Raw genomic sequence first — 25,925 nt, 5'->3', positions numbered from 1 at the left:
CGACGCGCCTCGCGTCACTCCAGCCGGTCGAGGATGCCCTGCATCTGCGCGATCTCCTCCCGCTGCGCCTCGACGATGCTGTCGCACAGGGCGACGACCTCGGGGTCGCTGAGGTCGGCCTCCTGGCAGACGAGGATCGCCCGCGAGTGGTGGGGGATCATCGACTCCAGGAAGGCGCGGTCGCCGACGAAGGCCTCGCTGCGGCCGAGCGCGAACGCCCCGACGAGCAGCGCCGCGAAGCCGATGAGCAGCGCGACGTTGGCCTTCGTGCTGCGGAACATCGACCACATGCCGACGAGCATCAGGATGCCCATCGCGGCCACCATGATGAGCGCCATGTAGAAGTTGCTGAGGTTCAGGATGAAGTGGCCCGGCTCGCGCACCATCGACATCGAGAGCACCCACATGAGCCCGAGGCTCAGCAGGAGCATGATGCCGAACTTCACGTACATGCGGGCGGGGCTGCCGTGGCCGGATGCGCCGTGGCGGGACTGGTCGTGATGGTGGGACATGCGGTCCTCCTCGAGGGATCGGCGGTGGACGGTTCGGTTCGTCGTGCGCGGGAGTCGCGCGGCGTGCGGGGACGGCTCGGAGGCCGCCCCCGCCCTGGGTCACAGCTCGGTGAGCAGCTGCCGCATCTCGGCGATCTCGGCGGTCTGGTCGTCGAGCATGCGCTGGGCGAGCTCGCCCACGGCGTCGGCGCGACCCATGCTCAGCTGCGCCTCGGCCATCATGATCGCGCCCTCGTGGTGCACGATCATCTGCTCGAGGAACAGGCGCGACGCCTCGGCGCCGTCGGCGGCCTCGAGCGCCTCCATGTCGTCCTCGGACATCATCATGCCGCCGCCGGTGCCCATGCCGTGGCCGCCGTGGCCGCCGGAGGCGTCCACCTCGTAGCCCCACTCCTCGAGCAGGGCGGTCATCTCCTCGATCTCGGGCTGCTGCGCGGCCCGGATCCGCTCCGCCAGGTCGGCGACGCGCTCGTCGACGTCGTCCTTCGCGAGCACGATCTCGCTCATGTCGATGGCCTGCTGGTGGTGGGGGATCATGTTCTCGAGGAACGTCACGTCGTGCTGGTTGCCCTCCGACGCATCCGCCCCGCTCGTGGCGGCGGGCGCGGTCTCGGCGGCGGTGGGGGTCGAGGCGGGCTCGGCGTCGGGGCTGCTGCTGCAGCCGGTCAGCACGAGCGCGGTCGTGAGCGCGCTGAGCAGCAGCGCGCGAGTGGTCGTCTTCATCGGGGTTCTCTCTCGGTCGATCGGATGCGGTGGGCTCGGTGCGCGCCGCGGCGATGCCGCAGCGCGCGCGGGCGCCATCAGGTCCGACTGATCGAGAGCTCGACGAGGGTGAGGGCGGGCACCGGGCGCCGCGGCGGCGCGCGCTCGGCGAGGACGCCGCGGGGGAGCCGCAGGAGCGTCGCCGCGACGGAGGGCCGCACGACGAGGACGAGCGCGAGCAGCGCGAGCACGCAGCCCGCGGCCATCGCGGCGAGGCCCTCGCACCCGTCGTCGCTGCAGTCGAGGGCGGCGAGCAGCCCGGCCGGCTCGGCCGGCGCTGCGGCCGGCATCGCGTGCCCGGCGTGGTCGCCGTGGGCGGCGGCCGCAGCGGGTGCGGCGTGCCCGTCGGGGGCGGCGGCCTGCGCGATGCCCGCCTCGTGGGCGGCGTGCCCGCCGCCGGAGAGCGTGTGCATCGCGAGCAGCCCCACGAGGATCGCGGTGACGGCGAGCAGCGCGAGCAGCAGCCGCCGCGGGGCCAGCGGCCCTCGCGGAGCGAGCCTGCGCAGCGCTTCCATCGCGTCCCCTCCGTCGGCGTCGATGCTACCCCGGCCGCGCAGCCGGGCCCCAGGCGCCGCCGCCGACGGGGGCCGCTGCGCCCGACGGGGGCGGGCGCGCCGGCCCCGCTCGGGCGCAGCCGCCCCAGCGGCCGCACCCGGCTCCGGCACGCGCTCGCGGGCTAGGCTGGCGGCATGACCGAGCGCACCCTCATCCTGCTCCGCCACGGCCAGTCGACGTGGAACGAGAGCAACCAGTTCACCGGTTGGGTCGACGTGCCGCTGACGCCGAAGGGCGAGGCGGAGGCGAAGCGCGGCGGCGAGCTGCTGCGCGAGCACGGCGTGCTGCCCGACGTGCTCTACACGTCGCTGCTCACCCGCGCGATCAAGACCGCCAACATCGCGCTCGACGCGGCCGAGCGCGACTGGATCCCCGTGCACCGCTCGTGGCGGCTCAACGAGCGCCACTACGGCGACCTGCAGGGCAAGGACAAGGCCGAGACGCTCGAGCAGTACGGCGAGGAGCAGTTCATGCTCTGGCGCCGCTCGTTCGACACCCCGCCGCCGCCCATCGCCGACGACAACCCGTACTCGCAGGCCGACGACCCGCGCTACGCCGACATCGACGGGGAGGTGCCGAAGACGGAGTGCCTGAAGGACGTCATCGAGCGCTTCCTGCCCTACTGGGAGTCGACGATCACGAAGGACCTCGACGCGGGCCGCACCGTGCTCGTCACCGCGCACGGCAACTCGCTGCGCGCGCTCGTGAAGCACCTCGACGGCATCTCCGACGACGACATCGCGGCCCTCAACATCCCCACCGGCATCCCGCTCGTCTACCGCCTCGGCGACGACAACATGCCGCTCGGGCCGGGGGAGTACCTCGACCCGGAGGCCGCCGCCGCTGGTGCCGCCGCCGTGGCGAGCCAGGGCAAGCACTGACCTCGCGCTGACGCGAGCACGCGAAGAGGGCCCCGCGATCGCGGGGCCCTCTCGTCGTGCGGGGCGGCTCAGCCGAGGTCGGCGGGCTGCACCGGCTCCGGCGACAGCGCCGCGTGCGCATCCTCGTCGCCCACCCAGTCGCCGGTCGCGAGGTACTTGACCTTCTTGGCGATGCCGACCGCGTGGTCGGCGAAGCGCTCGTGGTAGCGGCTCGCGAGCGTCGCGTCGACGGTCGTGTGCGCTGCGCCCTGCCACTCGGTGCCGAGCACGTGCGAGAAGACGTCGCGGTGCAGCTGGTCGACGTGCTCGTCCGAGGCCTCGATGCGCTCGGCGATCGAGAGGTCCTGGGTCGCGAGCAGGTCGCGCAGCAGCTTGGCGATCTCGATGTCGCTCGCGCCCATCTCGGCGAAGGTCGGCTGCAGCGACTCGGGCACCACCTGCATCGGGAAGCGGTAGCGCGCGAGCATCGCGATGTGCCGGGCGAGGTCGCCCATGCGCTCGAGCGACGCCGAGATGCGCAGCGCCGAGACCACGATGCGCAGGTCGCGGGCGACCGGCGACTGGCGGGCGATGATGTCGATCGCGAGCTCGTCGAGGGCGGACGCCTTGTCGTCGATGAGCGGGTCGGCGGCGATCACCTGCTCGGCGAGCTGCACGTTCGAGTCGCCGAACGCCCGCACCGCCGCCTCGATCGAGACGATGACGTGGTTGGCGATGTCGACGAGGCGGTCCTGCACCTCGGCGAGCTCCTGCTGGAAGACGTCGCGCATTGCTCCTGCTCCTTGCTGTGCCGCCCACTGCGTCGCAGCACGGGCATGGTCGGACACCGAGTGTTTCGTCGCCAGATTACCGGGGGGTGTCCGCAGTCTGAACCCCAGGGGGGTACATCGCGCGCCACTACGCTGGCGGGGTGGACGCCTCCTGGTACGTGCTCCTCGCGCTCCTGCTGGGCTTCGCGATCGGAGCGGCCTCGGTGCATCTGCTCGGCGTGGCCGCGCAGCGCGGCCGCCGGGTGATGGCGATCGCGAGCGAGCCGGTGCCCGACGGCATCGCCGCGATGGTGCACGTGCTCGAGTCGGCGGGCATCGTCATGGACGGCTCGAGCCAGGTCATCCTCTCCTCCCCGGGCGCCGTCGCGCTCGACCTCGTCGACGGGCGCGCGCTGCGCTCGCCCGAGATCCTCGCCGCGGTGCGGCGCGTGTGGCGCACCGGCGAGGCCGAGGTGCTCGACCTCGTGCACCGCCGCGGCCGCATCGGCACGGGCACCGAGATGCACCTGCGCGTGCGCGTCGCGCCGCTCGGCAACCGCTTCATGCTCGTGCTCGCCGCCGACCGCACCGAGGAGCTGCGGCTCGCGGGCGTGCGGCGCGACTTCGTCGCCAACATCAGCCACGAGCTGAAGACCCCCATCGGCGCCGTCGCGGTGCTCGCCGAGGCGATCGAGGCGGCCGCCGAGGATCCCGCCCGCGTGCGCGCCTTCGCCGGCCGCATGCAGCTCGAGGCCGACCGGCTCGCGCGCATGTCGAAGGAGCTCATCGACCTGTCGCGCATCGAGGCCGCCGACCCCCTCGCGCACGCGGAGCGCGTCTCGATCAGCCGCATCGTCGACGTCGCGATCGACCGCAACAAGGTGCAGGCGGCGGCGAAGCGGATGCGCATCATCCCGCGGGTGCTCGACGAGGCGGAGGTGCTGGGCTCGGAGGAGCTCGTCACGATGGCCGTGCAGAACCTCGTCGCGAACGCCGTGCAGTACTCGCCCGAGGCGACGCACGTCGGCGTCGGCGTGCGCGTCGCCGACGGCATCGTCGAGATCGCGGTGACCGACAAGGGCGTCGGCATCGCGCCGGAGGAGCAGGAGCGGGTCTTCGAGCGGTTCTACCGCGTCGACCCCGCGCGCAGCCGGGTGACCGGCGGCACCGGCCTCGGCCTCAGTATCGTGAAGCACGTCGCCGCCAGCCACGGCGGCGAGATCACGCTCTGGTCGCGCCCCGGTCAGGGCTCGACCTTCACCCTGCGGCTGCCGGTCGCCGGCGCCCCCGCGAAGGAGACTGCATGACGCGCATCCTGATCGTCGAGGACGAGCACGCGCTCGCCGAGCCCCTGTCGTACCTGCTCGAGCTCGAGGGCTACGAGACGGCGCACGCCGACGACGGCGACCGCGCGGTGCAGATGTACGAGCAGGACGGCGCCGACCTCATCCTCCTCGACCTGATGCTCCCCGGTCGCAGCGGCACCGAGGTGTGCCGGCACATCCGCCGCACCTCGCAGGTGCCGATCATCATGGTCACCGCGAAGGACAGCGAGGTCGACACGATCGTGGGGCTCGAGCTGGGGGCCGACGACTACGTGACGAAGCCGTACTCGTCCCGCGAGCTCGTCGCGCGCATCCGTGCCGTGCTCCGCCGCCGCGCGGCCGAGGAGGAGGACGACGACTCGGTGGTCGAGGTCGGCCCCGTGCGCCTCGACGCCGACAGCCACACCGTCACCGTCGGCGGCGCCGAGGTGGCGATGCCGCTGCGCGAGTTCGAGCTGCTCGAGTACCTGATGCGCAACGCCGGGCGCGTGCTGACGCGCGGCCAGCTCATCGACCGGGTGTGGGGGAGCGACTACTTCGGCGACACGAAGACGCTCGACGTGCACATCAAGCGGCTGCGGGCGAAGATCGAGGACGACCCCTCGAACCCGACCCGCGTGGTCACGCTGCGGGGGCTCGGCTACCGCTTCGAGCGGTAGCCCGCCTCACTCGCCCGCGACGGGCGCGAAGTCGGCGTAGTCGGGGAACTCGGTCGAGAAGACCTGCACGCCCACGCCCGCAGGCTCGGCGCCGTCGGCCTGGAACGAGACGTTCCGCTGCGCGCCGAACTCGATGTCGCCGCCCGCCTCGAAGACGAGCTGCTGCTCCGGGAAGCCGTAGGTGGTGACGCCGCTCGGGATGCGCACCTGCTGCGCCTCGTCGTCGACGCGCACCTCGACGAAGGTGGCCTCGCCGTCGTTGGTGAAGGTGACGGCGAGGTTGAGCGCGTCGCCCTCGGGCTCGCCGATGAGCATGGCGTTGTGGAACTCGACCGTGCCGGTCTGGCCCGAGATGCCGTCGGAAGCGTCGTACTGGATCGTCGTCGCCTGCGGCGTGAGGATGTTGCAGCCGGTCGCGGCGAGCGCGACGACGACGGCTGCGGCTGCTGCGGCGAGGGAGCGGTGACGCACGGGGACCCTTTCGACGAGGCCGGCAGCGCTGCTTCGGATGCGCCGCCGGTCGGGCTTCACTCTAGTACGCCGCCCGCCGCGACGGGCGTCGGGGCGACCGGTCGACGCGGGCCAGGAGCCAGCGCGGAGCGCGATCCAACCACCCTCGGGTACGCGCTCGCGAGCGACACGCTGTGATAAAATCAAGGTTCTGGCTATGACGAGGAGCATTCGATGAACTTTGAGGTCGGAGAGACGGTCGTCTACCCCCACCACGGCGCCGCGACGATCACCGAGGTCAAGGTCCGCAAGATCAAGGGCGTCGAGACGACCTACCTCAAGCTCAACGTCGCACAGGGCGGGCTGACGATCGAGGTCCCCGCGCAGAACGTCGACATGGTGGGCGTGCGCGACGTGATCGGCGAGGAGGGCCTCGGCCGCGTGTTCGAGGTGCTGCGCGCCGACTTCACCGAGGAGCCGACCAACTGGGCCCGCCGCTACAAGGCGAACGTCGAGAAGCTCGCCTCGGGCGACGTGATCAAGGTGAGCGAGGTCGTGCGCGACCTGTCGCGCCGCGACCAGGACCGCGGCCTGTCGGCGGGCGAGAAGCGCATGCTCGCGAAGGCGCGCCAGATCCTCGTGTCCGAGCTGGCGCTCGCCGAGCACACCGATGAGGACGCGGCTGCGTCGCGCCTCGACGAGGCCCTCGCCCCCGCGAGCTGAGCCGCACCGCAGACCGAGGCGCCCTGTCCCCAAGGCAGGGCGCCTCTTCTGCTGTGCCCTCCGGCGGTCGAGGAGGCGTCCCGCAGGGTCGCCGTCTCGAGACCGAGCCGCCCCGCGCGCCCTAGGCTGACCGGGTGACCGACACCGCCCTCATCGTCGTCGCCGCCGGCAGCGGCACGCGCCTCGGCCGCGGCGTGCCGAAGGCCTTCGCCGAGGTCGCGGGCGCGACCATCCTCGAGCACGCGCTGCGCGGCCTCGACTGGGTGCCCGCCCGCATCGTCGTGGTCGTCCCGGGCGGATTCGAGTCGGATGCGTCGGCGATCGCCGAGCGCGCGGGGGTGGTCGCGTCGGTGGTGGCGGGCGGCGCGACGCGCGCCGACTCCGTCGCGGCGGGCCTGGAGGCTGCCGGGGATGCCCGCTTCGTGCTCGTGCACGACGCGGCGCGCGCGCTCACGCCTGCCACGCCGTTCTCGCGCGTGCTCGGCGCGCTCGAGGCCGGCGCCTCCGCCGTCGTGCCGGTGCTGCCGGTCATCGACACCGTGCGAGCCGTCGACGGCTCGGCGCGCTCCGGCGGCGACGACGCCGTCGAGTCGCTCGGCTCGATCGTCGACCGCTCGGGTCTGCGAGCGATGCAGACGCCGCAGGGCTTCGATGCGGCGCTGCTGCGGCGCGCGTACTCGGAGGCCGGCGAGCTGCGCGCGGGCGCGACCGACGACGCGCAGCTCGTGCAGATGCTCGGCGCCGAGGTGGTCTCGGTGCACGGCGATGAGCTCGCGTTCAAGATCACCACGGCGGTGGACGCCGACCGGGCGGAGGCGCTGCTCGCGCCGGAGGGGAGCGCCGTGCAGGAGCTGCGCACGGGCATCGGGGTCGACGTGCACGCGTTCGGCGGGGACGGGCCGCTCATGCTGGCGGGCATCGCATGGGAGGGGCAGAGCCTCGCGGGCCACTCCGACGGCGACGTCGTCTGCCACGCGATCGTCGACGCGCTGCTGGGGGCGGCGGGCCTGGGCGACATCGGCGGACTCGTGGGTGTCGATGACCCCCGCTACGCGGGCGCGCGCGGCGAGGTCTTCGTCGGCGCCGCGGTCGCGCTGCTCGCCGAGCACGGCTGGCGGCCGACGAACGTGGCGGTGCAGGTGCTCGGCGTGCGCCCGCGCATCGGCAGCCGGCGCGACGAGGCCCAGCGGGTGCTCTCGGCGATGGTGGGCGCGCCGGTGAGCGTCAGCGGCACCACCACCGACGGGCTCGGCGCCCTCGGGCGCGGCGAGGGCGTCCAGGCCATCGCGACCGCGCTCATCCACAGGTCCTGATACGCCGCCGCCGCGCGTCCGACCCCCTCGACCCGCGCCGACCCGGTGCACCGGGTCGTTCCCGGTGGAACGGGTCGCCGTAGCCCGGCGCAGTAGCCTTGGGCCCGTGACCGTGCGCATCTACGACTCCCGCCAGCAGGCCGTCGTCGACCTGCAGCCGCTGCAGCCGGGCCGGGTGTCGATGTACGTCTGCGGCCCGACGGTGCAGTCGTCGCCGCACATCGGCCACGTGCGCAGCGCCGTCGCCTACGACGTGTGGCGCCGCTGGCTCGAGCACCGCGGGCTGCGCGTCGCGTTCGTGCGCAACGTCACCGACATCGACGACAAGGTGCTCGTGAACGCCGTCGACGAGCCGTGGTGGGCGCTCGCGTACCGCGTCGAGCTCGAGTTCTCGGCGGCCTACCGGGCCGTCGGCGTGCTCGCGCCGACCTACGAGCCGCGCGCCACCGCATCCGTGCCCGAGATGCACGCGCTCATCGCGCTGCTCATCGAGCGCGGCCACGCCTACCCGGCGCTCGACGGCTCGGCCGACGTCTACTTCGACGTGCGCTCGTGGGAGGCGTACGGCGCGCTCACCCGCCAGTCGGTCGAGAAGATGGAGCCGGCCGCCGACGCCGATCCGCGCGGCAAGCGCGACCCGCGCGACTTCGCGCTCTGGAAGGCGCAGAAGGAGGACGAGCCCGAGTCGGCGTCGTGGGCGTCGCCGTGGGGCCGCGGCCGGCCCGGCTGGCACATCGAGTGCTCGGCGATGGCGCGCCGCTACCTGGGCGACGCGTTCGACATCCACGGCGGCGGCCTCGACCTGCGGTTCCCGCACCACGAGAACGAGCTCGCCCAGTCGACCGCGGCGGGGCTCGGCTTCGCGAGCGTGTGGAGCCACAACGGGCTCGTCAACGTCGACGGCGAGAAGATGTCGAAGTCGCTCGGCAACTCGATCTTCGCCGCCGACCTGCTGCGCGCCGTGCGCCCGATCGTCGCGCGCTACTTCCTCGTCGCGCCGCACTACCGCTCGACGATCGACCTGCGCACCGCCGACGGGAGCCTCGAGGGCGGCTCGCTCGCCGAGGCCGAGACGGCGTTCGGCCGCATCGAGGCGATGCTCGACCGCGCCGCGCGCATCGGCGCGCTGCCCGACGAGGCGGTGCCGGATGCGTTCGGCGCGGCCATGGACGACGACCTCTCGACCCCGCAGGCGGTGGCGGTGCTGCACGACACGGCGCGCGCCGCGAACATCGCCCTCGACGCCGGCGACGACCGGGCGGCCCTCGAGCGAGCGGGCCAGGTGCTCGCGATGCTGCGGGTGCTGGGGCTCGACCCGGGCGACGAGGTGTGGCATTCTGGGCAGTCGGCCGAGGCGGGCGCGCTCGCGAGCCTCGTCGAGACGCTCCTGGCGGAGCGCCGCTCGGCCCGCGAGGCGCGCGACTTCGCCGCCTCCGACCGCATCCGCGACGCGCTCGCGGCCGCCGGCATCCTCGTCGAGGACGGCAAGCACACGACCACCTGGAGCATCGCATGAGCAAGCCGCAGCGCACGCCGCGCAAGAAGGGCCCCCTCAAGGGCACCGGCGGCCACGGCCGCAAGGCCCTCGAGGGCAAGGGCCCCACGCCGAAGGCCGAGGACCGCTCCTGGCACGTCGCCGGCAAGCGCAAGGCCGCGCGCGAGCGCTACGAGGCCGCCTCGTCGAAGGGCCGCCCGTCGCAGCCGCCGCGGCACCGCAAGCCCACGTCGGCCAAGGACGACTCCGAGCTCGTGACCGGCCGCAACGCGGTGCTCGAGGCGCTGCGCACGAAGATCCCGGCGACGTCGCTCATCCTGGCCGCGCGCCTCGAGATGGACGACCGCGTGAAGGAGATCCTCTCGATCGCGACGAAGCGCGGCGTGCCCATCCTCGAGGTGATGCGCCCCGAGCTCGACCGCATCTCGGGCCACGACACCGTGCACCAGGGCGTCGCGCTCAAGGTGCCGCCGTACCAGTACGCGCACCCGATCGACCTGCTCGAGCAGGTCGTCGACCGCGGCCAGACGCCGCTCTTCGTCGCGCTCGACGGCGTCACCGACCCGCGCAACCTCGGCGCGATCATCCGCTCGGCCGCCGCGTTCGGCGCGCAGGGCGTCATCGTGCCGCAGCGCCGCTCGGTGGGCGTCACCGCGAGCGCCTGGAAGACGAGCGCCGGCGCCGCCGCGCGCGTGCCGGTCGCGATGGCGTCGAACCTCACCGCCTCGCTCAAGGAGCTGAAGTCGCAGGGCTGCTTCGTCATCGGCCTCGACGGCGACGGCGACGTGGCGCTCCACGAGCTCGAGCTCGCCAACGGGCCGCTCGTCATCGTCGTGGGCAGCGAGGGCAAGGGGCTGTCGCGCCTCGTCGCCGAGACGTGCGACGCGATCGTCTCGATCCCCATCGAGTCGATGACCGAGTCGCTCAACGCCGGCATCGCCGCATCCGTCACGCTCTACGAGGTCGCGAAGCGCCGCTCCGAGCGCTGAGCCGCCGCGCTCGGCGCAGCGCCGGGCGTCACACCTTGTCGCGCCAGTCGCCGTCGTCCTCGTCGTCCTGCAGGTCCTGCAGGGTGACGATCGGCATCGTCATCGTCGTCGGCACGTTGAGCAGCGCCGCCTCGTCGCGCAGGTACGCGAGCTGCGTCTCGATGTAGCTCGCGGCCGCCTCGACGAGCGGCACCTCGCACTGCCGCTGCTCCGACAGGTACCAGCGGTGCTCGAGCACGTGGTGGAACACCTCGGGGCCCTCGAGCTTGCCGCGCAGCTCGAGCGGCACCGACTCGACGATCGGCGCGAAGACCTGCTCGAACCACTCGTTGGCGAGCGCCTCGTCGCCGACGTTCGGGCGCTGGTCGTGCTGCACCGCGACGTACTCGTCGAGGTCGTTGAGCAGCCGGCGCGCCTGGTTCTCCTGCGCGTCGATGCCCGTGAGCGACTGCAGCCGCCGGTGGTGGTGGCCGGGGTCGACGACCTTGGGCTGGATGCGCACGGTCGTGCCGCCGTCGCCCGTGCTGATCGAGAGCTCCTCGATGTCGAAGCCCAGCAGGTTCAGGCGCTCGATGCGGTCGCGGATGCGCCAGCGCTCCGAGGCGGGGATCACCTGCTCGGTGGTGAGCTCGTGCCAGAGCGAGCGGTACTGCTCGACGATGGAGCCGGCGACGGCGACGGGGTCGATCGAGGGGTCGAGGCGCTCGCCGGCGGCGAGGTCGAGCAGCTCGCCCGCGATGTTGACGCGCGCGACCTCGAGGTCGTCCTCGCGGCGGCCGTCCGAGAGGCCGTCGCGCTCGAGGGTGCCGGTCTCGGCGTCGACGAGGTAGGCGGCGAAGGCGCCCGCGTCGCGGCGGAACAGTGTGTTCGACAGTGACACGTCGCCCCAGTAGAAGCCCACGAGGTGCAGCCGCACGAGCAGGCCCGCGAGGGCGTCGACGAGGCGCTGCGCGGTCGACGGCTGCATCGAGGAGGAGTAGAGCGCGCGGTAGGGGAGCGAGAAGCGCAGGTGCCGGGTCACGAGCGCGGCGTTCAACGGCTCGCCGTCGGCGTCCGAGCGCCCCGCGATCACCGCGAGCGGCTCGACGCACGGCACGTCGAGGCGCTGCAGGGTGCGGAGCATCGCGTACTCCCGCGACGCCATCTCCTCGGTCGTCTCCTTGATGGCGACGACCCGGCCGTTCAGCCGCGCGAAGCGCACGAGGTGGCGCGAGATGCCCTTGGGCAGCTGCACGACGTCGTCCTCGGTCCACTCGTCGAGCGGCAGATCCCAGGGCAGGTCGAGCAGCGTCGCGTCCATCACCGAGGAGGTGATCCGCATGTCGGAGCGCATGCGGCCATCGTAGGCCCGCCCGCGCATCCGCCCAGGGGCGACCCCGGCGCCCGCGGACGCGGCGACGGGCCCCGGCGCGATGCCGGGGCCCGTCGCTCGGTGCGCGCTCAGAGGCGCGTGCCCGACTCCTTGTCGAACACGTGCAGGTGCTCGGGGTCGGGCGTGATGTAGACGGTGTCGCCTGCGGTCGCGTGGTTGCGGCCGTCGACGCGCGCGACGATGTCGACGCGCTTGCCCTCGACGTCGGCGTGGCCGTACAGGTAGCCGTCGGCGCCGAGCTCCTCGACGAGGTCGACCTCGACCGGCAGGCCGTCGCCCTGCTCGGAGACCGAGACGTCCTCGGGGCGGACGCCCACGATGACGCCGTCCTTCGCCTTCGCGAGCCGCTCGCGCTCGATGGTGGTGAGGTGCTGGCCGAAGTGCACGCCCTGGTCGCTCATCTGCAGCGACATGAGGTTCATGGCCGGGCTGCCGATGAAGCCGGCGACGAAGACGTTCGCCGGGTTCGCGTAGAGGTCGCGCGGCGTGCCGACCTGCTGCAGGATGCCGTCCTTCAGCACCGCGATGCGGTCGCCCATCGTGAGCGCCTCGGTCTGGTCGTGCGTGACGTAGACGGTCGTGACGCCGAGGCGGCGCTGCAGCGACGCGATCTGCGTGCGCGTCTGCACGCGCAGCTTGGCGTCGAGGTTCGACAGCGGCTCGTCCATGAGGAACACCTGCGGCTGGCGCACGATCGCGCGGCCCATGGCGACGCGCTGGCGCTGGCCGCCCGAGAGCGCCTTCGGCTTGCGGCCGAGGTAGGGCTCGAGGTCGAGCAGCTTCGCCGCCTCCTCGACGCGCTTCGCGCGCTCCTCCTTGGCGACGCCCGCGATCTTGAGCGCGAAGCCCATGTTCTCGGCCACCGTCATGTGCGGGTACAGCGCGTAGTTCTGGAAGACCATCGCGATGTCGCGGTCCTTCGGCGGCATGTCGGTGACGTCGCGGTCGCCGATCATGATCCGGCCGTCGTTGACCTCCTCGAGGCCCGCGAGCATGCGGAGGGTGGTGGACTTGCCGCAGCCGGAGGGGCCGACCAGGACGAGGAACTCGCCGTCGGCGATCTCCAGGTCGATCGAGTCGACCGCGGGCTTGGTGCTCCCCGGATAGAGCCGGGTTGCGTTGTCGAACGTCACAGACGCCATCGTCGTGCTTCCTTTCCACCGGCAGGGACGTGCCGGACGATCCGTAGTGGTGAGGACGGGCGGCATCGCCCGCAGGGACATCCTGGCACGTCAGCGGCCCGGTACCCTAGAGGACGGTGCGATCCCTCAGCGCCGACCGCCGACACATCCCGGCCGACCCCAGGACAGGACGCATGACCGAGAAGCTGACGAAGAACGAGCGTCGCGCCCAGGCGCGGGAGCAGGCCCGCAAGATGCAGGAGGAGCGCCAGCGGCGCGAACGCCTGAAGAAGGGCCTCACCGTGGGCGGCATCATCGTCGCCGCAGTGGCGATCGTGGCGATCGTGGCCGTCGTGATCGTCAACAGCATCCGGCCCGCCGGCCCCGGCCCCGAGAACATGGCCTCGAACGGCATCGTCATCGGCCAGGACTTCGTCGCCGAGCGAACCGCCGCGACGCCCGCCGACGCCGAGCCGACGCCGACCGAGCCGCGCGACGACGTCGTGCAGATCGAGATCTACCAGGACTACATGTGCCCCGTGTGCGGCACGTTCGACGAGGCCAACCGCGCGACGCTCGAGCAGCTCATGCAGACGGGCGCCGCCACCGTCGAGATCCACCCGATCACGATCCTCGACCGCGCCTCGCTCGGCACGAAGTTCTCGACCCGCGCCGCGTCGGCCGCCGGCTGCGTCGCCGAGTTCGCGCCCGACCAGTTCTGGGCCTTCAACTCGGCCATGTACGACAACCAGCCGGCCGAGTCGACCGCGGGCCTCACCAACGAGGAGATCATCGGCCTCGCCCAGGGCGCCGGCATCGACACCGAGGGCGGCCTCGCCGACTGCATCAACGAGGGCCGCTTCATGAGCTGGGCCGAGGACGCCACCGTGCGCGCCGGCACGCAGCCGCTGCCGGGCACCGACGGCGTGGTCGCCGACCGTACCCCGACGGTCATCGTCAACGGCCAGAAGTACCCGGGCTCGCCCGCCGACGCCGCCGGCTTCCAGGCGTTCGTCACCGCGGCCGCCGGCCAGCAGGGCGGCGAGCCGACCGAGACGCCCGCCCCGAGCGAGGGCTGATGCGCCTGCGCACCCTGCTGGCAGGGGGCGCGGTCGCCGCGCTCGCACTGCTCGCAGGGTGCGCCGCGACGCCCCCGCCGCCGATCACCACGATCGGCGAGCTGGGCGCCGCCTACCTCGAGGCCGGCGGCGAGTGCGCCGAGCTGGTGGAGCAGTACCGCGCCTCCGAGGACGACCCGGTGGTCGCCGCGTGCGGCGCCGACACCGAGCTGATCCTCGCCGCCGACGCCGACGCCGCGCAGGCCATCGCCACGCAGCGCCAGCTGCAGGAGCAGACGGTGCTGGTGTCGGGCCGCTGGGTGATCCGCGACCCGGCGCTCGAGGCGCTGCAGCAGGAGCTCGGTGGCGAGATCGTCACGCTCGGAGCGGCCGACGGGCCCGCGAACATGGCTGACGCCATCGCCTTCGAGGCGGGCGGCGCGATCGAAGCCGACCCCGTGCCCGCCGACGGCGCCCCCGAGGCGCTGCCCGAGGCATCCGGGGTGCACGACATCCTCGTCGTGCTCGACGCGTCGTGCGAGTACTGCGCGCGGCTGCTGACCGCGAGCGGCGAGCAGCTGACGGCGATGGCGGATGCGGGGCAGGCCCGGGTGGCGTACCTGCCGGTGTCGCTCGGCGACCAGATCGAGAACGGCTACGCGTCGACGCTCGGGGCGAACGCGCTCGCGTGCGTCGCGGACGGCGCGCCCGAGGCGTACCGGCCCTTCCAGACGGCGCTCGTCGCCCACCTGCAGGAGCGGCCGTTCGAGGCGAGCGAGGTGACGGCGCTCGCCGCCGAGCACGGCGCCGACGTGGGCGCGTGCATCGACGGCGCCGACTTCGCGTGGTGGGTGCGGCAGGCGACCGTGCGTGCGATCGAGCAGCCGCTGCAGGGCGTCGAGCCGCTGCGCGGGGTGCCGACGGTGATCGTCGACGGCGTCACCTTCGCCGGCGACGTGAGCGACCCCGCGGCGCTCGCCGCCTTCGTGGCGGAGCAGCAGCCCTCCTAGGCGCGCCGCGCGCCGCATGGGACCGCAGGGCGAGGGAGCCCCCTGTCAGGATCGAACTGACGACCTACGCTTTACAAGAGCGTTGCTCTACCACTGAGCTAAGGAGGCCGGGCGGGCGGATTCGCCCGCGGCGCCCCGCCATTCTAGGCTTGACCGGTGAGTCGACTGCGCCCGTCCAGCACCCAGCGCGACGCGGCGCCCGGCCTCGGCGGGCTGCTGTGGGTGCTCGCCTCCGTCACGGCCGGCACCGGCCTCGCGATCCAGAGCCGCATCAACGGCGAGCTCGGCGCCCGGCTGGAGCACGGGATGCTCGCCGCGCTCATCTCGTTCGGCGTGGGGCTCGCGGTGCTCGCGGCGCTCCTCGCCGTCTCGCCCGGCATCCGCGCCGGCGTGCGACGACTCGTGGGCGTGCTCCGCGACGGCACGCTGCCGTGGTGGTTCGCCTCCACGGGCCTCTTCGGCGCGTTCCTCGTGGCGACGCAGGGCCTCGTCGTCGGCACGACCGGCGTCGCGCTCTACACGGTGGGGGTCGTCGCGGGCCAGACCGTCAGCGGCCTGCTCATCGACCGCCTCGGCATCGGCGGGCTCGCGCGCAAGCACATCACGCCGCAGCGCGTGCTCGGCGCGCTGCTCGCCCTCGTCGCGGTGGGGGTGGCGCTCGTCGGCGCAGGCCGGCTCGAGGGCGCCTGGCTCGTCGTGCTGCCGTTCATCGCGGGCCTGCTGCAGTCGGTGCAGCAGGCGTTCGGCGGCATCGTGCAGCGCCGCTCGGGCTCAGCGATGGCGCAGACGGTCTCGAACTTCCTGGTCGGCACCATCGCGCTCGGCGCGATCGTGCTCGTGCAGACCGCCGCGGGCGTCACCGCGCAGCCGCTGCCGACCGAGCCGTGGCTCTACGCCGGCGGGCTGCTCGGCATCATGTTCATCGCGCTCATGTCGGTCGCGGTGCACCACCTGGGGGTGCTGACGATGGGCCTCGGCGTCATCTGCGGGCAGGTCGTCACGTCGCTCCTGCTCGACGCGCTGCTGCCCGCCGGTCACCCGGTGACGGTGTGGTCGCTCATCGGCGCCGCGCTCACGATCGTCGCGGTCGCCGTCTCGGCGATGCGGCGCAGGAGGCCCCGGGTCAGTCCTCGGGCGTGAAGGTCATCGCGAGCGAGTTCATGCAGAACCGGTCGCCCGTCGGGGTCTGCGGCGCGTCCTTGAACACGTGGCCCAGGTGGCTGCCGCACTTCGCGCAGCGCACCTCGGTGCGCACCATGCCGAGCGAGCGGTCCTCGATGAGCTCGACCGCGTCGTCGCGCGCGTCGAAGAAGCTCGGCCAGCCGCAGCCGGAGTCGAACTTCGTCTCGTCGTCGAAGAGCTCGTTGCCGCACGCGCCGCACGCGTAGACGCCCTGCCGCTGCTCGTCGAGCAGCGCGCCCGTCCAGGGGCGCTCGGTGCCGGCCTCGCGCAGCACCCGGTAGGCGTCGGGGGAGAGGGCCTCGCGCCACTCGGCGTCGGAGCGATCGATCGAAGGGGTCATGCCTCGATGCTACGCCCGCCCGGCTCGCGTTTCGCGGTGAGCGGACGCCTGCGCCGGTCGTAGGATCGAGGGCATGCCGACCGACCCTCGCCCGCGCAGGGAGGCCTCCGCCGACGAGGCGGCCGCCCTCGCGTTCGCGGCCGCGGACTCGCAGACCGAGCCCGCGTCGCCGGGCCCGGCGGCGGTGACGGATGCGTCGGCGCACGACCTGCAGGCGGCGCGCGAGGCGCGCATCCGCCGCCTCCTCGACTTCGAGGCGGGCTGGTCGAGCCACGGCGGCGCGAAGGCGCGCGCGATCCGCGCCGAGTTCGGCTGGACGACGACCCGCTACTACCAGGTGCTCGACGGCGTGCTCGAGACGACCGAGGCGCTGCGCCACGATCCGATGCTCGTGCGGCGGCTGCTCAGCCTGCGCGAGGGCCGGTGAGCCGGCCGCACCGGGTCGGCGCCCACCGATCGGCGTCGACGCGCAGCTGGCCGCGCTGGGCGATCCTGCTGGGCGCGCTCGCGGTCGCCGTCGTGCTGACGGCGGTCGGCCTCTTCGTGCTCGACCGCCTCCGGCCGCAGGCGCCGGTGCCGACCGAGGCCGCGCCGGCCGTGGTGACCGACCCGAGCCAGATCGACCCGGCGCTCGACGCATCCATCACCGTGCTCGACGAGGACGGCGACGACCACGCCTTCGCGGCGGGCGTCGGCCAGGCGCTCGCGGACGCCGGCTGGCCGGTCGTGGCGACCGGCGGCAGCACGGGCGGCGACGACCGCACGGTCGTGTGGTTCGACGCGCCCGAGCTCGAGCCGGTCGCGCGCGGCATCGCCCAGCAGCTCGGGGTCGGCGAGGCGCTGCAGTCGGACGGCCGCATCTCGGGCACGCCCATCACGGTGGTGCTCGGCACGGATGCTGTGGGCACCGCGCCGAGCACGGAGCCGGGCGTCGACAGCGAGGTCTCGCACGCGCCCGAGCCCTGAGCCTCGCGCGGCTTGCACTCGCATGGGTCGAGTGCCAGACTTGGCTACTGGCACTCCCTTCGTCGGAGTGCCAGTTGAACGTCCACAGCGTCCAGGAGGGACGAACTGCAATGGCAAAGATGATCGCATTCAACGAGGAGGCCCGTCGCGGGCTGGAGCGTGGACTCAACACGCTCGCCGACGCGGTGAAGGTGACCCTCGGCCCGCGCGGCCGCAACGTCGTGCTCGAGAAGAAGTGGGGCGCCCCCACCATCACGAACGACGGCGTCTCGATCGCCAAGGAGATCGAGCTCGAGGAGCCGTTCGAGAAGATCGGCGCCGAGCTCGTCAAGGAGGTCGCGAAGAAGACCGACGACGTCGCCGGCGACGGCACGACGACGGCGACCGTGCTCGCTCAGGCGCTCGTCCGCGAGGGCCTGCGCAACGTGGCTGCGGGCGCCGACCCGATCAGCCTCAAGCGCGGCATCGAGAAGGCCACCGCCGCGGTGAGCGAGCAGCTGCTCGCCAACGCCAAGGAGGTCGAGACCAAGGCGGAGATCGCCGCGACGGCATCGATCTCGGCCGCCGACCCGGAGATCGGCGAGCTCATCGCCGAGGCCATCGACAAGGTCGGCAAGGAGGGCGTCGTCACCGTCGAGGAGTCGAACACCTTCGGCACCGAGCTCGAGCTCACCGAGGGCATGCGCTTCGACAAGGGCTTCCTGTCGCAGTACTTCGTCACGGACCCCGAGCGCCAGGAGACGGTCTTCGAGGACCCGTACATCCTGATCGTCAACTCGAAGATCTCGAACATCAAGGACCTGCTCCCGATCGTCGACAAGGTGATCCAGGCGGGCAAGCAGCTCGTCATCATCGCCGAGGACGTCGAGGGCGAGGCCCTGGCCACGCTCGTCGTGAACAAGATCCGCGGCATCTTCAAGTCGGTCGCCGTCAAGGCCCCCGGCTTCGGCGACCGCCGCAAGGCGATGCTCGCCGACATGGCGATCCTCACGGGCGGCCAGGTGATCTCCGAGGAGGTCGGCCTCAAGCTCGAGAACGCCACGCTCGACCTGCTGGGCCGTGCGCGCAAGGTCGTCATCACGAAGGACGAGACGACCATCGTCGAGGGCGCCGGCGAGGCCGACGCGATCGCCGGTCGCGTGCGCCAGATCCGCTCGGAGATCGAGAACACCGACAGCGACTACGACCGCGAGAAGCTGCAGGAGCGGCTCGCGAAGCTCGCCGGCGGCGTGGCCGTCATCAAGGCGGGTGCCGCGACCGAGGTCGAGCTGAAGGAGCGCAAGCACCGCATCGAGGACGCCGTGCGCAACGCGAAGGCAGCCGTCGAGGAGGGCATCGTCGCCGGTGGTGGCGTCGCCCTCATCCAGGCCGCGAAGACGGCGTTCGAGGGCCTCGAGCTCACGGGCGACGAGGCGACGGGCGCGAACATCGTGCGCGTGGCCGTCGACGCTCCGCTGAAGCAGATCGCGCTGAACGCCGGCCTCGAGCCGGGCGTCGTCGCCGAGAAGGTGCGCGGCCTCCCGGTCGGCCACGGCCTGAACGCCGCCACGGGCGAGTACGTCGACATGCTCGCCGCGGGCATCGCCGACCCGGTGAAGGTGACGCGCTCCGCGCTCGCCAACGCCGCGTCGATCGCCGGCCTCTTCCTCACCACGGAGGCCGTCGTCGCCGACAAGCCCGAGAAGGCGCAGGCCATGCCGGCCGACCCGACGGGTGGCATGGACTTCTGATGCCGCAGCGCTCAGGTCCGCGCAGCGGACCTGAGCGCGGAGGCATCAGGGTCGAGTAGGCGGCCGCAGGCCGCCGTATCGAGACCCAGGAGCTCCGTCAGAGCGAAGGGCCCCAGCAGCAATGCTGGGGCCCTTTGCCGTGCGGTCGTGGTCTCGACTCGCGGCCTGCGGCCGCGGCTCGACCAGCGGGGCGCCGTGCGGCGGGGGTCTCGACTCGCGGCCTGCGGCCGCGGCTCGACCAGCGGGTGGGGAGCGAGGGTCAGCCGGCGAACATCCGCGCGTTGCCCTGCTCCACCTCCGCGTACTGCCTGCCGGCGTGCGCGAGCGCCTCGTTGATGCTCGCGAGCGACTCCTCCACCCGCAGCTGGGTGGCGCGCCAGTCCTGCAGCACGCCCTGGAACGCGACGGACGCCTGCCCCGTCCACGAGTCCTGCAGCGCCTGCAGCTGTCCGTGCATGGCGGCGGCCTCGGACTGCAGCCGCGAGGCGGTGCCGCGCACCGCCACGTGCGCGCCGTGGATGGCGTCGGCGTCGACGACGAACCTGCTCATGATGCCCTCTCTCCTGCGCGGCGCATCCGCGCTCGAGGGCACACCGTACGGAGTTCGGCGCCTCAGGCGAGCCCGCGCAGCGGCACCTGTGGATCGCGGCCGCCGCCGGTGGTGGTGCTCGCGTCGGGGCGCAGCCGCTCGCTGAGCGCCATGACGGCGCGGTCGTCGGCGAGCGGGATGGCGACGCGGAACGTCGCGCCGCCGCCCGGGGTGTCGACCACGTCGACCCGCCCGTGATGGGCGCGCACGATGCCGCGCACGATCGCGAGGCCCAGCCCGCTGCCGCCGCTCTCGCGGGTGCGGGACGGGTCGGCGCGGTAGAAGCGCTGGAAGATGCGGTGGCGGAGGTCCTCCGGCACGCCGGGCCCGTGGTCGATGACGAGCACGATCGCCTCGCGGCGGCGCGTCGCGACGCCGACGCCGAGCTCGATCGGGCTGCCCTCTGGCGTGTAGCGCAGCGCGTTGCCGATCAGGTTGGAGATCACCTGCCGCAGCGAGAGCTCGTCGCCGAGCACGATCGCGGGTGGCGTGAGCGGTGGCGGCGTGAAGAGCGCGGTCGGCGCGTCGTCCTCCGCGCCGGCGACCGGGCCGAGCGCGTCCGCGTCGACCGGCAGCACCTGCACGTGCCGCTCGGGAGCGCCGACGCGGGTGTCGCTCGCCGCGTCGTTGACGAGCGGCACGAGGTCGAGCGGCTGCAGGTCGAGCGGCCGGCGCTCGTCGAGGCGCGCGAGCTGCAGGAGGTCCTCCACGAGTCGCGCCATGCGCTTCGCCTCGCCCTCGATGCGCTCCATGGCGCTGCCGACATCCTCGGGCTTCGTGATCGCGCCCATCCGGTAGAGCTCGGCGTAGCCGCGCACCGACACGAGCGGCGTGCGCAGCTCGTGGCTCGCGTCGCCCACGAACTGCCGCATCTGCGCGACCGACTCGTCGCGCTGCTCGATCGCGGCCTCGATGCGGTCGAGCATGGCGTTGAGCGACTGCTGGAGCGAGCCCACCTCGGTGTGCGGGTGCTCGCCCGTGAGGCGGGTGTCGTAGTCGCCGTCGGCGAAGCGCTGCGCCTCCGACGCGACGCGGCGCAGGCCGCGCAGGGTCGAGACGGCGAGGATGCGCGTGAGCGCCGCGCCCAGCACGATCGCGAGCACCGAGAACCCGGCGAACACGAGCGTGAAGGTGGCCGTCGACGTCTCGATCGAGGTCATGTCGGCGGCGACGATCGAGACCAGCAGCTCGCCCGAGCCCTCGACGGTCGTCGGCGCCACGAGCATCCGCCACCGGGTCTGGCCGTCGATCGACGGCACGGTGAACGCCTCCTCCTCGCTGACGACCGTGCCGATGTCGATGCCGCTCACGTCGGGGTTGGCCGGCCCCGGGAGCTTGTTGTCGCACAGGACGGTGCCGGATGCGTCGGCGACGCCCAGGAAGTAGGTGTTCGGCATGCGCTGCGCCAGGTCGCACTGCTCGGGCGAGTCGGAGCGCGTCACCGGCTCGCTCGTGAACGCGCGCATCGCCTGCTCGATCTCGATGTCGCGCTCGGCGAGCTGCGCGTCGCGGATGATCGCGAGCGTGCCGACGCCCGCGAGCGCGAGGCCGAGCGCCATCACGAGCACCGTCAGCGCGCTGATGCGCCCGGCCAGCGACATGCGGCCGAGCAGGCTCCTGAGGCGCTCGACCACCTACGCCTTGGGGGACTTCAGCATGTAGCCGAAGCCGCGCTTCGTGACGATCATCGGGTCGCTGCTGCCGTCGTCGATCTTGCGGCGGAGGTACGAGATGTACGACTCGACGATGCCGACGTCGCCGTTGAAGTCGTACTCCCAGACGTGGTCGAGGATCTGCGCCTTCGACAGCACGCGGTTGGCGTTGAGCATGAGGTAGCGCAGCAGCTTGAACTCCGTGGGGGAGAGCTCGATCTCGGCGCCCCGCACGGTCACCTCGTGCGTGTCCTGGTTCATCGCCAGGTCGCCGACGTGGATGGTGGCGTCGTCGGCCTCGGCCATGGTGCGGCGGAGGATCGCCTTGATGCGCGCGATGATCTCGTCGAGCGAGAAGGGCTTCGTGACGTAGTCGTCGCCGCCGACGGTGAGGCCGGTGATCTTGTCCTCCGTGTCGTCCTTCGCGGTGAGGAAGAGGATGGGCGAGGTGAAGCCCGATGCGCGGAGGCGCTTGGTCACGCCGAAGCCGCTGATGTCGGGGAGCATCACGTCGAGCAGGATGAGGTCGGGCTCGTCCTCGAGCACCGCCGAGATCGCGGCGGCGCCCGCGCCGACGGCGCGCACGTCGAAGCCCGAGAACCTCAGGCTCGTGGTCAGCAGGTCGCGGATGTGGGGCTCGTCGTCGACGACGAGGATCTTGGCGCTGGGTTCGGTCATGGGCTCAGTCTCTGGTCGTCCGCTGAGTGCTTCCTGAAAGTCAGTGGGACGTCGGTACGTGCGGTCAGACGACCGCGTGGTCGGCGACGCCGAGGTCGTGCTCGTCGAGGATCGTGTAGGCGTAGCCCTGCTCGGCGAGGAAGCGCTGCCGGCCGAGCGCGAACTCCTGGTCGACCGTGTCGCGCGCGACGACGGTGTAGAAGCTCGCGGTGCGGCCGCCCTTCGGCCGCAGCAGGCGACCGAGGCGCTGCGCCTCCTCCTGCCGGGAGCCGAACGAGCCCGAGACCTGCACCGCGAGCGACGCGTCCGGCAGGTCCACCGAGAAGTTGGCGACCTTCGACACCACGAGCACCCGCTCGCTGCCGTCGCGGAACGCCTGGAACAGCTGCTCGCGCTCGGAGACCGGTGTCTCGCCGGTGATGAGCGGCGCGTCGAGCGCCGCCGCGAGCTCGTCGAGCTGGTCGAGGTACTGGCCGATCACGAGCGTCGGCTCGTCGGGGTGCTGGTCGAGGATGCGCCGCACGGTCTGGATCTTGCGGGGGCTGGAGGCGGCGATCCGGTAGCGGTCGCGGTCGGTGGACGCGGCGTACTCGAGCCGCGCGTCCTCGTCGAGGTCGATGCGCACCTCGAAGCACGCGGCGGGCGCGATGAAGCCCTGCTGCTCGATCTCCTTCCAGGGCGCGTCGAACCGCTTCGGGCCGATGAGGCTGAAGACGTCGGACTCGCGGCCGTCCTCGCGCACGAGCGTCGCGGTGAGGCCGAGGCGGCGGCGCGCCTGCAGGTCGGCGGTGAGCTTGAAGACCGGGGCCGGCAGCAGGTGCACCTCGTCGTAGACGATGAGGCCCCAGTCGAGCGCGTCGAGCACGCCGAGGTGGGCGTACTCGCCGCCGCGCTTGACGGTGAGGATCTGGTAGGTCGCGATCGTGACCGGCTTGATCTCCTTGCTCTGCCCGGAGTACTCGCCGATCTCGTCCTCGGTGAGGCTCGTGCGGGCGAGCAGCTCGCTGCGCCACTGCCTGGCCGAGACGGTGTTCGTGACGAGGATGAGCGTGGTCGTGTCGGTCGCGGCCATGGCCGCAGCGCCGACGATCGTCTTGCCCGCGCCGCACGGGAGCACGACGACGCCCGAGCCGGCCTCGGAGAAGTGCGTCACCGCATCCGACTGGTACGGCCGCATGCTCCAGCCGTCCTCGACGAGGTCGATCTCGAGCGGGGTGCCGGGCGTGTAGCCGGCGAGGTCCTCGGCGGGCCAGCCGAGCTTCACGAGCTCCTGCTTCAGCTCGCCGCGCGCCCAGTCGACGACGCGGATGCCGTCGCCGGCGGGGCCGCCGAGCAGCGGCGCGATCTTGCGCGAGCGCCGCACCTCCTCGAGCACCGGGCGGTCCTGGCTGCGCAGCACGAGCCCCTCGTCGTCGCGCTCGATGACGAGGCGGCCGTAGCGGCCGATCGTCTCGCGGATGTCCTGCGCGACGCCGGCGGGCACGGGGAACTTCGCGTGCCGGTCGAGCGTGCCGATGATCTCGTCGGCGGTGTGGCCGGCGGCGCGCGCGTTCCACAGGCCGAGGCGCGTGACGCGGTAGGTGTGGATGTGCTCGGGCGCGCGCTCGAGCTCGGCGAACACCTGCAGCGCCTGCCTCGCGGCGGCGGCGTCGGGGTGGGCGACTTCGAGCAGCACAGTCCTGTCGGACTGGACGATGAGCGGGCCGGGCTGATCCATAGCGTTCCAGCCTACTGCGGCGGCGCTACCTGGCCGCGCCCAGCCCCGCGACCTTCGTGATCGCGCTGAGCGGCAGGGTGCGCTCGACGTCGCGGTTCGCGTCCCGCGCGCGGAGCCGGCCGTTCGCGACGGCGAGCGGCACGAGCTCGATGTCGACCGGATCGGTGGCGGTCATGAGCGTCAGCCGCACCGGCACGCGCTCGCGCACCGCGGTCTGCAGCTGCCGCTCGAGCCAGGCGCGCTCGTGCTCGCCCACCTCGAAGCCGGCGTCGCGCAGCCGCGCCACGAGCCGGTGCTGCCCGCGCTCGCGCCGCGGGGCGCGCTCGGGCACGCGCACGACGAGCTCGCCGCGCTCGTCCTCGAGCACCGCGGGGTAGCGCTCGTCGAGCAGAGCGTCGAGCGCCTCCTCGGCGCTCGGGCGGAAGGTCACGCGGTGGGGCCCGGTCTGCGCGGGCCCGATCGCGGCGAGCGCCCGGTCGACGGCGATGGTGCGGATGAGCTGCGCGTCGTCGCTGCGCGCCTGCGAGCGGGCGCCGCCCTCGGCGACGGGGTCGACGGCGCGCACGCGCAGGCTGCCGAAGCGGGCGGCGGTGTCGCGCACGAGGTAGGCGACCGGCTGCGGGAGCCCCGTGAGCGAGGCGTCGGCGAGGAAGGCGAGCAGCCCCTCGGCGGTCTCGCCGCCGGCAAGGCCCGCGGTGATGCTCTGCGCCGTGATGCGCCACTGCGAGGCGATGCCGGCGCGCTCGATGCGGGCGATGCGGCGCAGGCGCGACTCGACCTCGGGCGTGAGCGGCCCGGGCGCGACGGCCGACAGGTCGGGCTGGAGGTAGACGGATGCGGTGGCCGGCGGCACGTGGGCGGCGAGCGCGGCGCGGGCGGCCGGCTCGCCGTCGGCGGTGCGCCCGCCCTGGAGGTCGGCGGCGAGCGTCGTGAGCGCGCCGCGATCGACGATGCCGAGCCGCTGCGCCTGCCGGTGCTGCCGCTCGCGCACCGCGCGCTCGGCGTCCCCGGCGAGCGGGAAGCCCGTGCGCGGGTCGCCCGCGACCGCCTCCACGTCGGGGGTGGCGGCGAGCCAGGCCTGCGCGAGCACGAGCCAGCGGTCGGGCACGGGGGCGGCGAGCCAGGCGTCGGCGTCGACGGTGGCGCGCAGCCGCCCGTCGGAGCGGTCGACGAGGCCGGCCAGGAGCGCGGGCTCGAGCCGCTCCTCGAGCTGCGCCGGGTCGGCGTCCACCGCCTCGGCGAGGTCGCGCGCGACGGCCGCGGGCAGCTGGGAGCGGCTGCGGAGCACGACGGGGTGGTCGGCGATGCGGTGCACGAGCTCGGCGACCTTGATCGCCTCGTCGATCGCGAGCTGCGGCGCGGTCGGGCTCTCGATGGGCTCGCTCGCGCGCGGGGCCGCCTCGTCGAGGCCGGCGGCCTCGAGCGCCGCCCGCGCGGCGGCCCGCACCGGCGCGAGCGCGACGCCGTCGACCGCGAGCAGCAGCGCCTCGAGCCTCGGCGTCGAGCCGCCCTCGGCGAGCGCGGCCAGCTCGGCCGCCGACCGCCACCGGAGCGCCTGCGCGATCGACGCATCCGACAGCAGGTGCTCGGCGAGGTCGAACGTGGAGGAGAGCTGCAGCGGCGCCTGCCGCTCGACCACGAGCGCGTCGAGCGCGTCGTCGGGCATCGCCTGGATGCGGGCGGCGAGCGCGACGACGTCCATCAGCGCCTGCGGGACTTGCCGGCGGCGCTCACGATCACGAGGGCGACGAGGCAGACGATCATGAGCGGGAGCGCCACGAGCGGCAGCCAGAACGCCCACTGCCACAGCGTGGCGGCGAAGAGCTCGACCGAGTCGCGGAGGCCGACGTGGAGCATGGTGGCGGCGAAGCCGAGCAGGGCGATCGCGGCGAAGGCGACGACGCCGATCGCGAGCACGCGCTCAGCGAGGCCGCGCGCGGAGCGCTCCTCGGTCGCGGTGCCGCGCTCCCGCTTCCTGGGGCGCTGCGTCGGGTTGCTGCTCGCCTTCGGCATCCGACCAGGATAACGCGGTCATCCGCCCATCCGGCGCCGACTACGCTGGGGCGCAAGCGGCAGGGCGCCGCAGTGCAGACGCTG

The 25,925-nt window shown here is 73.1% G+C and carries 27 protein-coding genes and 1 tRNA gene; 13 read left to right on the top strand and 15 right to left on the bottom strand.

Going from position 1 to position 25,925, the window contains the following annotated elements:
* Positions 1-14: 14 nt before the first annotated feature.
* The 3 genes from AC1RNL_RS00435 to AC1RNL_RS00425 all read right to left on the bottom strand — a co-directional run bounded on the left by AC1RNL_RS00435 (position 15) and on the right by AC1RNL_RS00425 (position 1,789).
* Positions 15-512, bottom strand: a complete 498-nt coding sequence (locus AC1RNL_RS00435; protein WP_492934120.1) for a DUF305 domain-containing protein — start codon at positions 510-512, stop codon at positions 15-17.
* 99 nt (positions 513-611) lie between these two features.
* Complete coding sequence (locus AC1RNL_RS00430; RefSeq protein WP_492934119.1) at positions 612-1,235, bottom strand: DUF305 domain-containing protein; 624 nt, start codon at positions 1,233-1,235, stop codon at positions 612-614.
* A 77-nt stretch (positions 1,236-1,312) separates the two neighbouring features.
* Positions 1,313-1,789 carry a hypothetical protein gene (locus tag AC1RNL_RS00425; protein ID WP_492934118.1) on the bottom strand — a complete coding sequence of 159 codons (477 nt, stop codon included), beginning with the start codon at positions 1,787-1,789 and terminating at the stop codon, positions 1,313-1,315.
* Between the two features lie 174 nt (positions 1,790-1,963).
* Here AC1RNL_RS00425 and AC1RNL_RS00420 point away from each other — a divergent pair, with 174 nt between their 5' ends.
* A complete protein-coding gene (locus AC1RNL_RS00420) occupies positions 1,964-2,710 on the top strand; it encodes a phosphoglyceromutase (protein WP_492934117.1) in 747 nt (248 codons plus the stop codon).
* Positions 2,711-2,778: 68 nt separating this feature from the next.
* Here the strand turns inward: AC1RNL_RS00420 and phoU are convergent, their stop codons facing one another.
* Positions 2,779-3,480 (bottom strand): phosphate signaling complex protein PhoU, encoded by a 702-nt coding sequence (phoU, locus tag AC1RNL_RS00415; protein WP_310121846.1) that lies wholly within the window; start codon positions 3,478-3,480, stop codon positions 2,779-2,781.
* A 140-nt stretch (positions 3,481-3,620) separates the two neighbouring features.
* Here phoU and AC1RNL_RS00410 point away from each other — a divergent pair, with 140 nt between their 5' ends.
* Together AC1RNL_RS00410 and AC1RNL_RS00405 are read left to right on the top strand one after the other, a co-directional pair.
* Complete coding sequence (locus tag AC1RNL_RS00410) at positions 3,621-4,766, top strand: sensor histidine kinase (protein ID WP_128190355.1); 1,146 nt, start codon at positions 3,621-3,623, stop codon at positions 4,764-4,766.
* Entirely contained in the window at positions 4,763-5,443 is a 681-nt protein-coding gene (locus tag AC1RNL_RS00405; RefSeq protein ID WP_310121843.1) for a response regulator, read from the top strand. Before AC1RNL_RS00410 ends, AC1RNL_RS00405 begins: the two co-directional genes overlap by 4 nt.
* Positions 5,444-5,449: 6 nt before the next feature.
* On the opposite strand, the gene AC1RNL_RS00400 is transcribed toward AC1RNL_RS00405, so the two are convergent.
* The gene (locus tag AC1RNL_RS00400; RefSeq protein WP_310121841.1) at positions 5,450-5,914 is read right to left on the bottom strand and encodes a hypothetical protein; all 465 of its coding nucleotides are present in this window, start codon (positions 5,912-5,914) and stop codon (positions 5,450-5,452) included.
* Between the two features lie 213 nt (positions 5,915-6,127).
* On the opposite strand from AC1RNL_RS00400, the gene AC1RNL_RS00395 reads away from it, so the two are divergent.
* From AC1RNL_RS00395 to rlmB, 4 genes are all read left to right on the top strand, one after another.
* On the top strand, positions 6,128-6,616 hold the full coding sequence (locus AC1RNL_RS00395) for a CarD family transcriptional regulator (RefSeq protein WP_128190352.1): 489 nt from the start codon (positions 6,128-6,130) through the stop codon (positions 6,614-6,616).
* A 134-nt stretch (positions 6,617-6,750) separates the two neighbouring features.
* Positions 6,751-7,929, top strand: a complete 1,179-nt coding sequence (ispD, locus tag AC1RNL_RS00390; protein WP_492934116.1) for a 2-C-methyl-D-erythritol 4-phosphate cytidylyltransferase — start codon at positions 6,751-6,753, stop codon at positions 7,927-7,929.
* Positions 7,930-8,035: 106 nt separating this feature from the next.
* On the top strand, positions 8,036-9,445 hold the full coding sequence (gene cysS, locus AC1RNL_RS00385) for a cysteine--tRNA ligase (protein WP_246990444.1): 1,410 nt from the start codon (positions 8,036-8,038) through the stop codon (positions 9,443-9,445).
* On the top strand, positions 9,442-10,413 hold the full coding sequence (gene rlmB, locus AC1RNL_RS00380) for a 23S rRNA (guanosine(2251)-2'-O)-methyltransferase RlmB (protein ID WP_146355478.1): 972 nt from the start codon (positions 9,442-9,444) through the stop codon (positions 10,411-10,413). Before cysS ends, rlmB begins: the two co-directional genes overlap by 4 nt.
* Before the next feature lie 28 nt (positions 10,414-10,441).
* Here the strand turns inward: rlmB and AC1RNL_RS00375 are convergent, their stop codons facing one another.
* Both AC1RNL_RS00375 and AC1RNL_RS00370 read right to left on the bottom strand, forming a co-directional pair.
* Entirely contained in the window at positions 10,442-11,746 is a 1,305-nt protein-coding gene (locus tag AC1RNL_RS00375; RefSeq protein ID WP_492934115.1) for a DUF4032 domain-containing protein, read from the bottom strand.
* 107 nt (positions 11,747-11,853) lie between these two features.
* Positions 11,854-12,927, bottom strand: coding sequence for an ABC transporter ATP-binding protein (locus AC1RNL_RS00370; protein WP_492934114.1), 1,074 nt, complete (start codon positions 12,925-12,927; stop codon positions 11,854-11,856).
* A gap of 173 nt (positions 12,928-13,100) precedes the next feature.
* On the opposite strand from AC1RNL_RS00370, the gene AC1RNL_RS00365 reads away from it, so the two are divergent.
* Together AC1RNL_RS00365 and AC1RNL_RS00360 are read left to right on the top strand one after the other, a co-directional pair.
* Complete coding sequence (locus AC1RNL_RS00365; protein ID WP_128188559.1) at positions 13,101-13,985, top strand: DsbA family protein; 885 nt, start codon at positions 13,101-13,103, stop codon at positions 13,983-13,985.
* Positions 13,985-14,974, top strand: coding sequence for a DsbA family protein (locus AC1RNL_RS00360; protein WP_492934113.1), 990 nt, complete (start codon positions 13,985-13,987; stop codon positions 14,972-14,974). The genes AC1RNL_RS00365 and AC1RNL_RS00360 overlap by 1 nt, the downstream gene beginning before the upstream one ends.
* 36 nt (positions 14,975-15,010) lie before the next feature.
* On the opposite strand, the gene AC1RNL_RS00355 is transcribed toward AC1RNL_RS00360, so the two are convergent.
* A tRNA-Thr gene (locus AC1RNL_RS00355) sits at positions 15,011-15,082 on the bottom strand.
* A 48-nt stretch (positions 15,083-15,130) separates the two neighbouring features.
* Between AC1RNL_RS00355 and AC1RNL_RS00350 the strand changes: the two genes are divergently transcribed.
* Positions 15,131-16,114: a DMT family transporter gene (locus AC1RNL_RS00350; RefSeq protein WP_310121821.1), complete on the top strand. Its 984-nt coding sequence runs from the start codon at positions 15,131-15,133 to the stop codon at positions 16,112-16,114.
* On the opposite strand, the gene msrB is transcribed toward AC1RNL_RS00350, so the two are convergent.
* Positions 16,098-16,496 carry a peptide-methionine (R)-S-oxide reductase MsrB gene (msrB, locus tag AC1RNL_RS00345; RefSeq protein ID WP_128188562.1) on the bottom strand — a complete coding sequence of 133 codons (399 nt, stop codon included), beginning with the start codon at positions 16,494-16,496 and terminating at the stop codon, positions 16,098-16,100. The genes AC1RNL_RS00350 and msrB overlap by 17 nt on opposite strands.
* Before the next feature lie 73 nt (positions 16,497-16,569).
* Between msrB and AC1RNL_RS00340 the strand changes: the two genes are divergently transcribed.
* From AC1RNL_RS00340 to groL, 3 genes are all read left to right on the top strand, one after another.
* Positions 16,570-16,923, top strand: a complete 354-nt coding sequence (locus tag AC1RNL_RS00340; RefSeq protein WP_492934112.1) for a DUF3263 domain-containing protein — start codon at positions 16,570-16,572, stop codon at positions 16,921-16,923.
* Entirely contained in the window at positions 16,920-17,462 is a 543-nt protein-coding gene (locus AC1RNL_RS00335) for a LytR C-terminal domain-containing protein (protein WP_492934111.1), read from the top strand. Before AC1RNL_RS00340 ends, AC1RNL_RS00335 begins: the two co-directional genes overlap by 4 nt.
* A 110-nt stretch (positions 17,463-17,572) precedes the next feature.
* On the top strand, positions 17,573-19,192 hold the full coding sequence (gene groL / locus AC1RNL_RS00330; protein WP_128188565.1) for a chaperonin GroEL: 1,620 nt from the start codon (positions 17,573-17,575) through the stop codon (positions 19,190-19,192).
* A 259-nt stretch (positions 19,193-19,451) separates the two neighbouring features.
* Here the strand turns inward: groL and AC1RNL_RS00325 are convergent, their stop codons facing one another.
* The 6 genes from AC1RNL_RS00325 to AC1RNL_RS00300 form a co-directional block, all read right to left on the bottom strand.
* Positions 19,452-19,742 carry a WXG100 family type VII secretion target gene (locus AC1RNL_RS00325; RefSeq protein WP_128188566.1) on the bottom strand — a complete coding sequence of 97 codons (291 nt, stop codon included), beginning with the start codon at positions 19,740-19,742 and terminating at the stop codon, positions 19,452-19,454.
* A gap of 62 nt (positions 19,743-19,804) precedes the next feature.
* Positions 19,805-21,415 carry a sensor histidine kinase gene (locus AC1RNL_RS00320; protein ID WP_492934110.1) on the bottom strand — a complete coding sequence of 537 codons (1,611 nt, stop codon included), beginning with the start codon at positions 21,413-21,415 and terminating at the stop codon, positions 19,805-19,807.
* Complete coding sequence (locus AC1RNL_RS00315) at positions 21,416-22,111, bottom strand: response regulator transcription factor (RefSeq protein ID WP_128188567.1); 696 nt, start codon at positions 22,109-22,111, stop codon at positions 21,416-21,418.
* Between the two features lie 64 nt (positions 22,112-22,175).
* A complete protein-coding gene (locus AC1RNL_RS00310) occupies positions 22,176-23,828 on the bottom strand; it encodes a DNA repair helicase XPB (RefSeq protein ID WP_128188568.1) in 1,653 nt (550 codons plus the stop codon).
* 25 nt (positions 23,829-23,853) lie between these two features.
* Positions 23,854-25,530 carry a helicase-associated domain-containing protein gene (locus AC1RNL_RS00305; RefSeq protein WP_492934109.1) on the bottom strand — a complete coding sequence of 559 codons (1,677 nt, stop codon included), beginning with the start codon at positions 25,528-25,530 and terminating at the stop codon, positions 23,854-23,856.
* The gene (locus AC1RNL_RS00300; protein WP_492934108.1) at positions 25,530-25,841 is read right to left on the bottom strand and encodes a hypothetical protein; all 312 of its coding nucleotides are present in this window, start codon (positions 25,839-25,841) and stop codon (positions 25,530-25,532) included. Before AC1RNL_RS00300 ends, AC1RNL_RS00305 begins: the two co-directional genes overlap by 1 nt.
* Positions 25,842-25,925: the final 84 nt, after the last annotated feature.

It is taken from the genome of Agrococcus sp. GW821-FHT14H11 (assembly GCF_058803545.1).
Note: the sequence above shows the minus strand (reverse complement) of the source record. Positions and strands in the feature narration are given on the sequence as shown.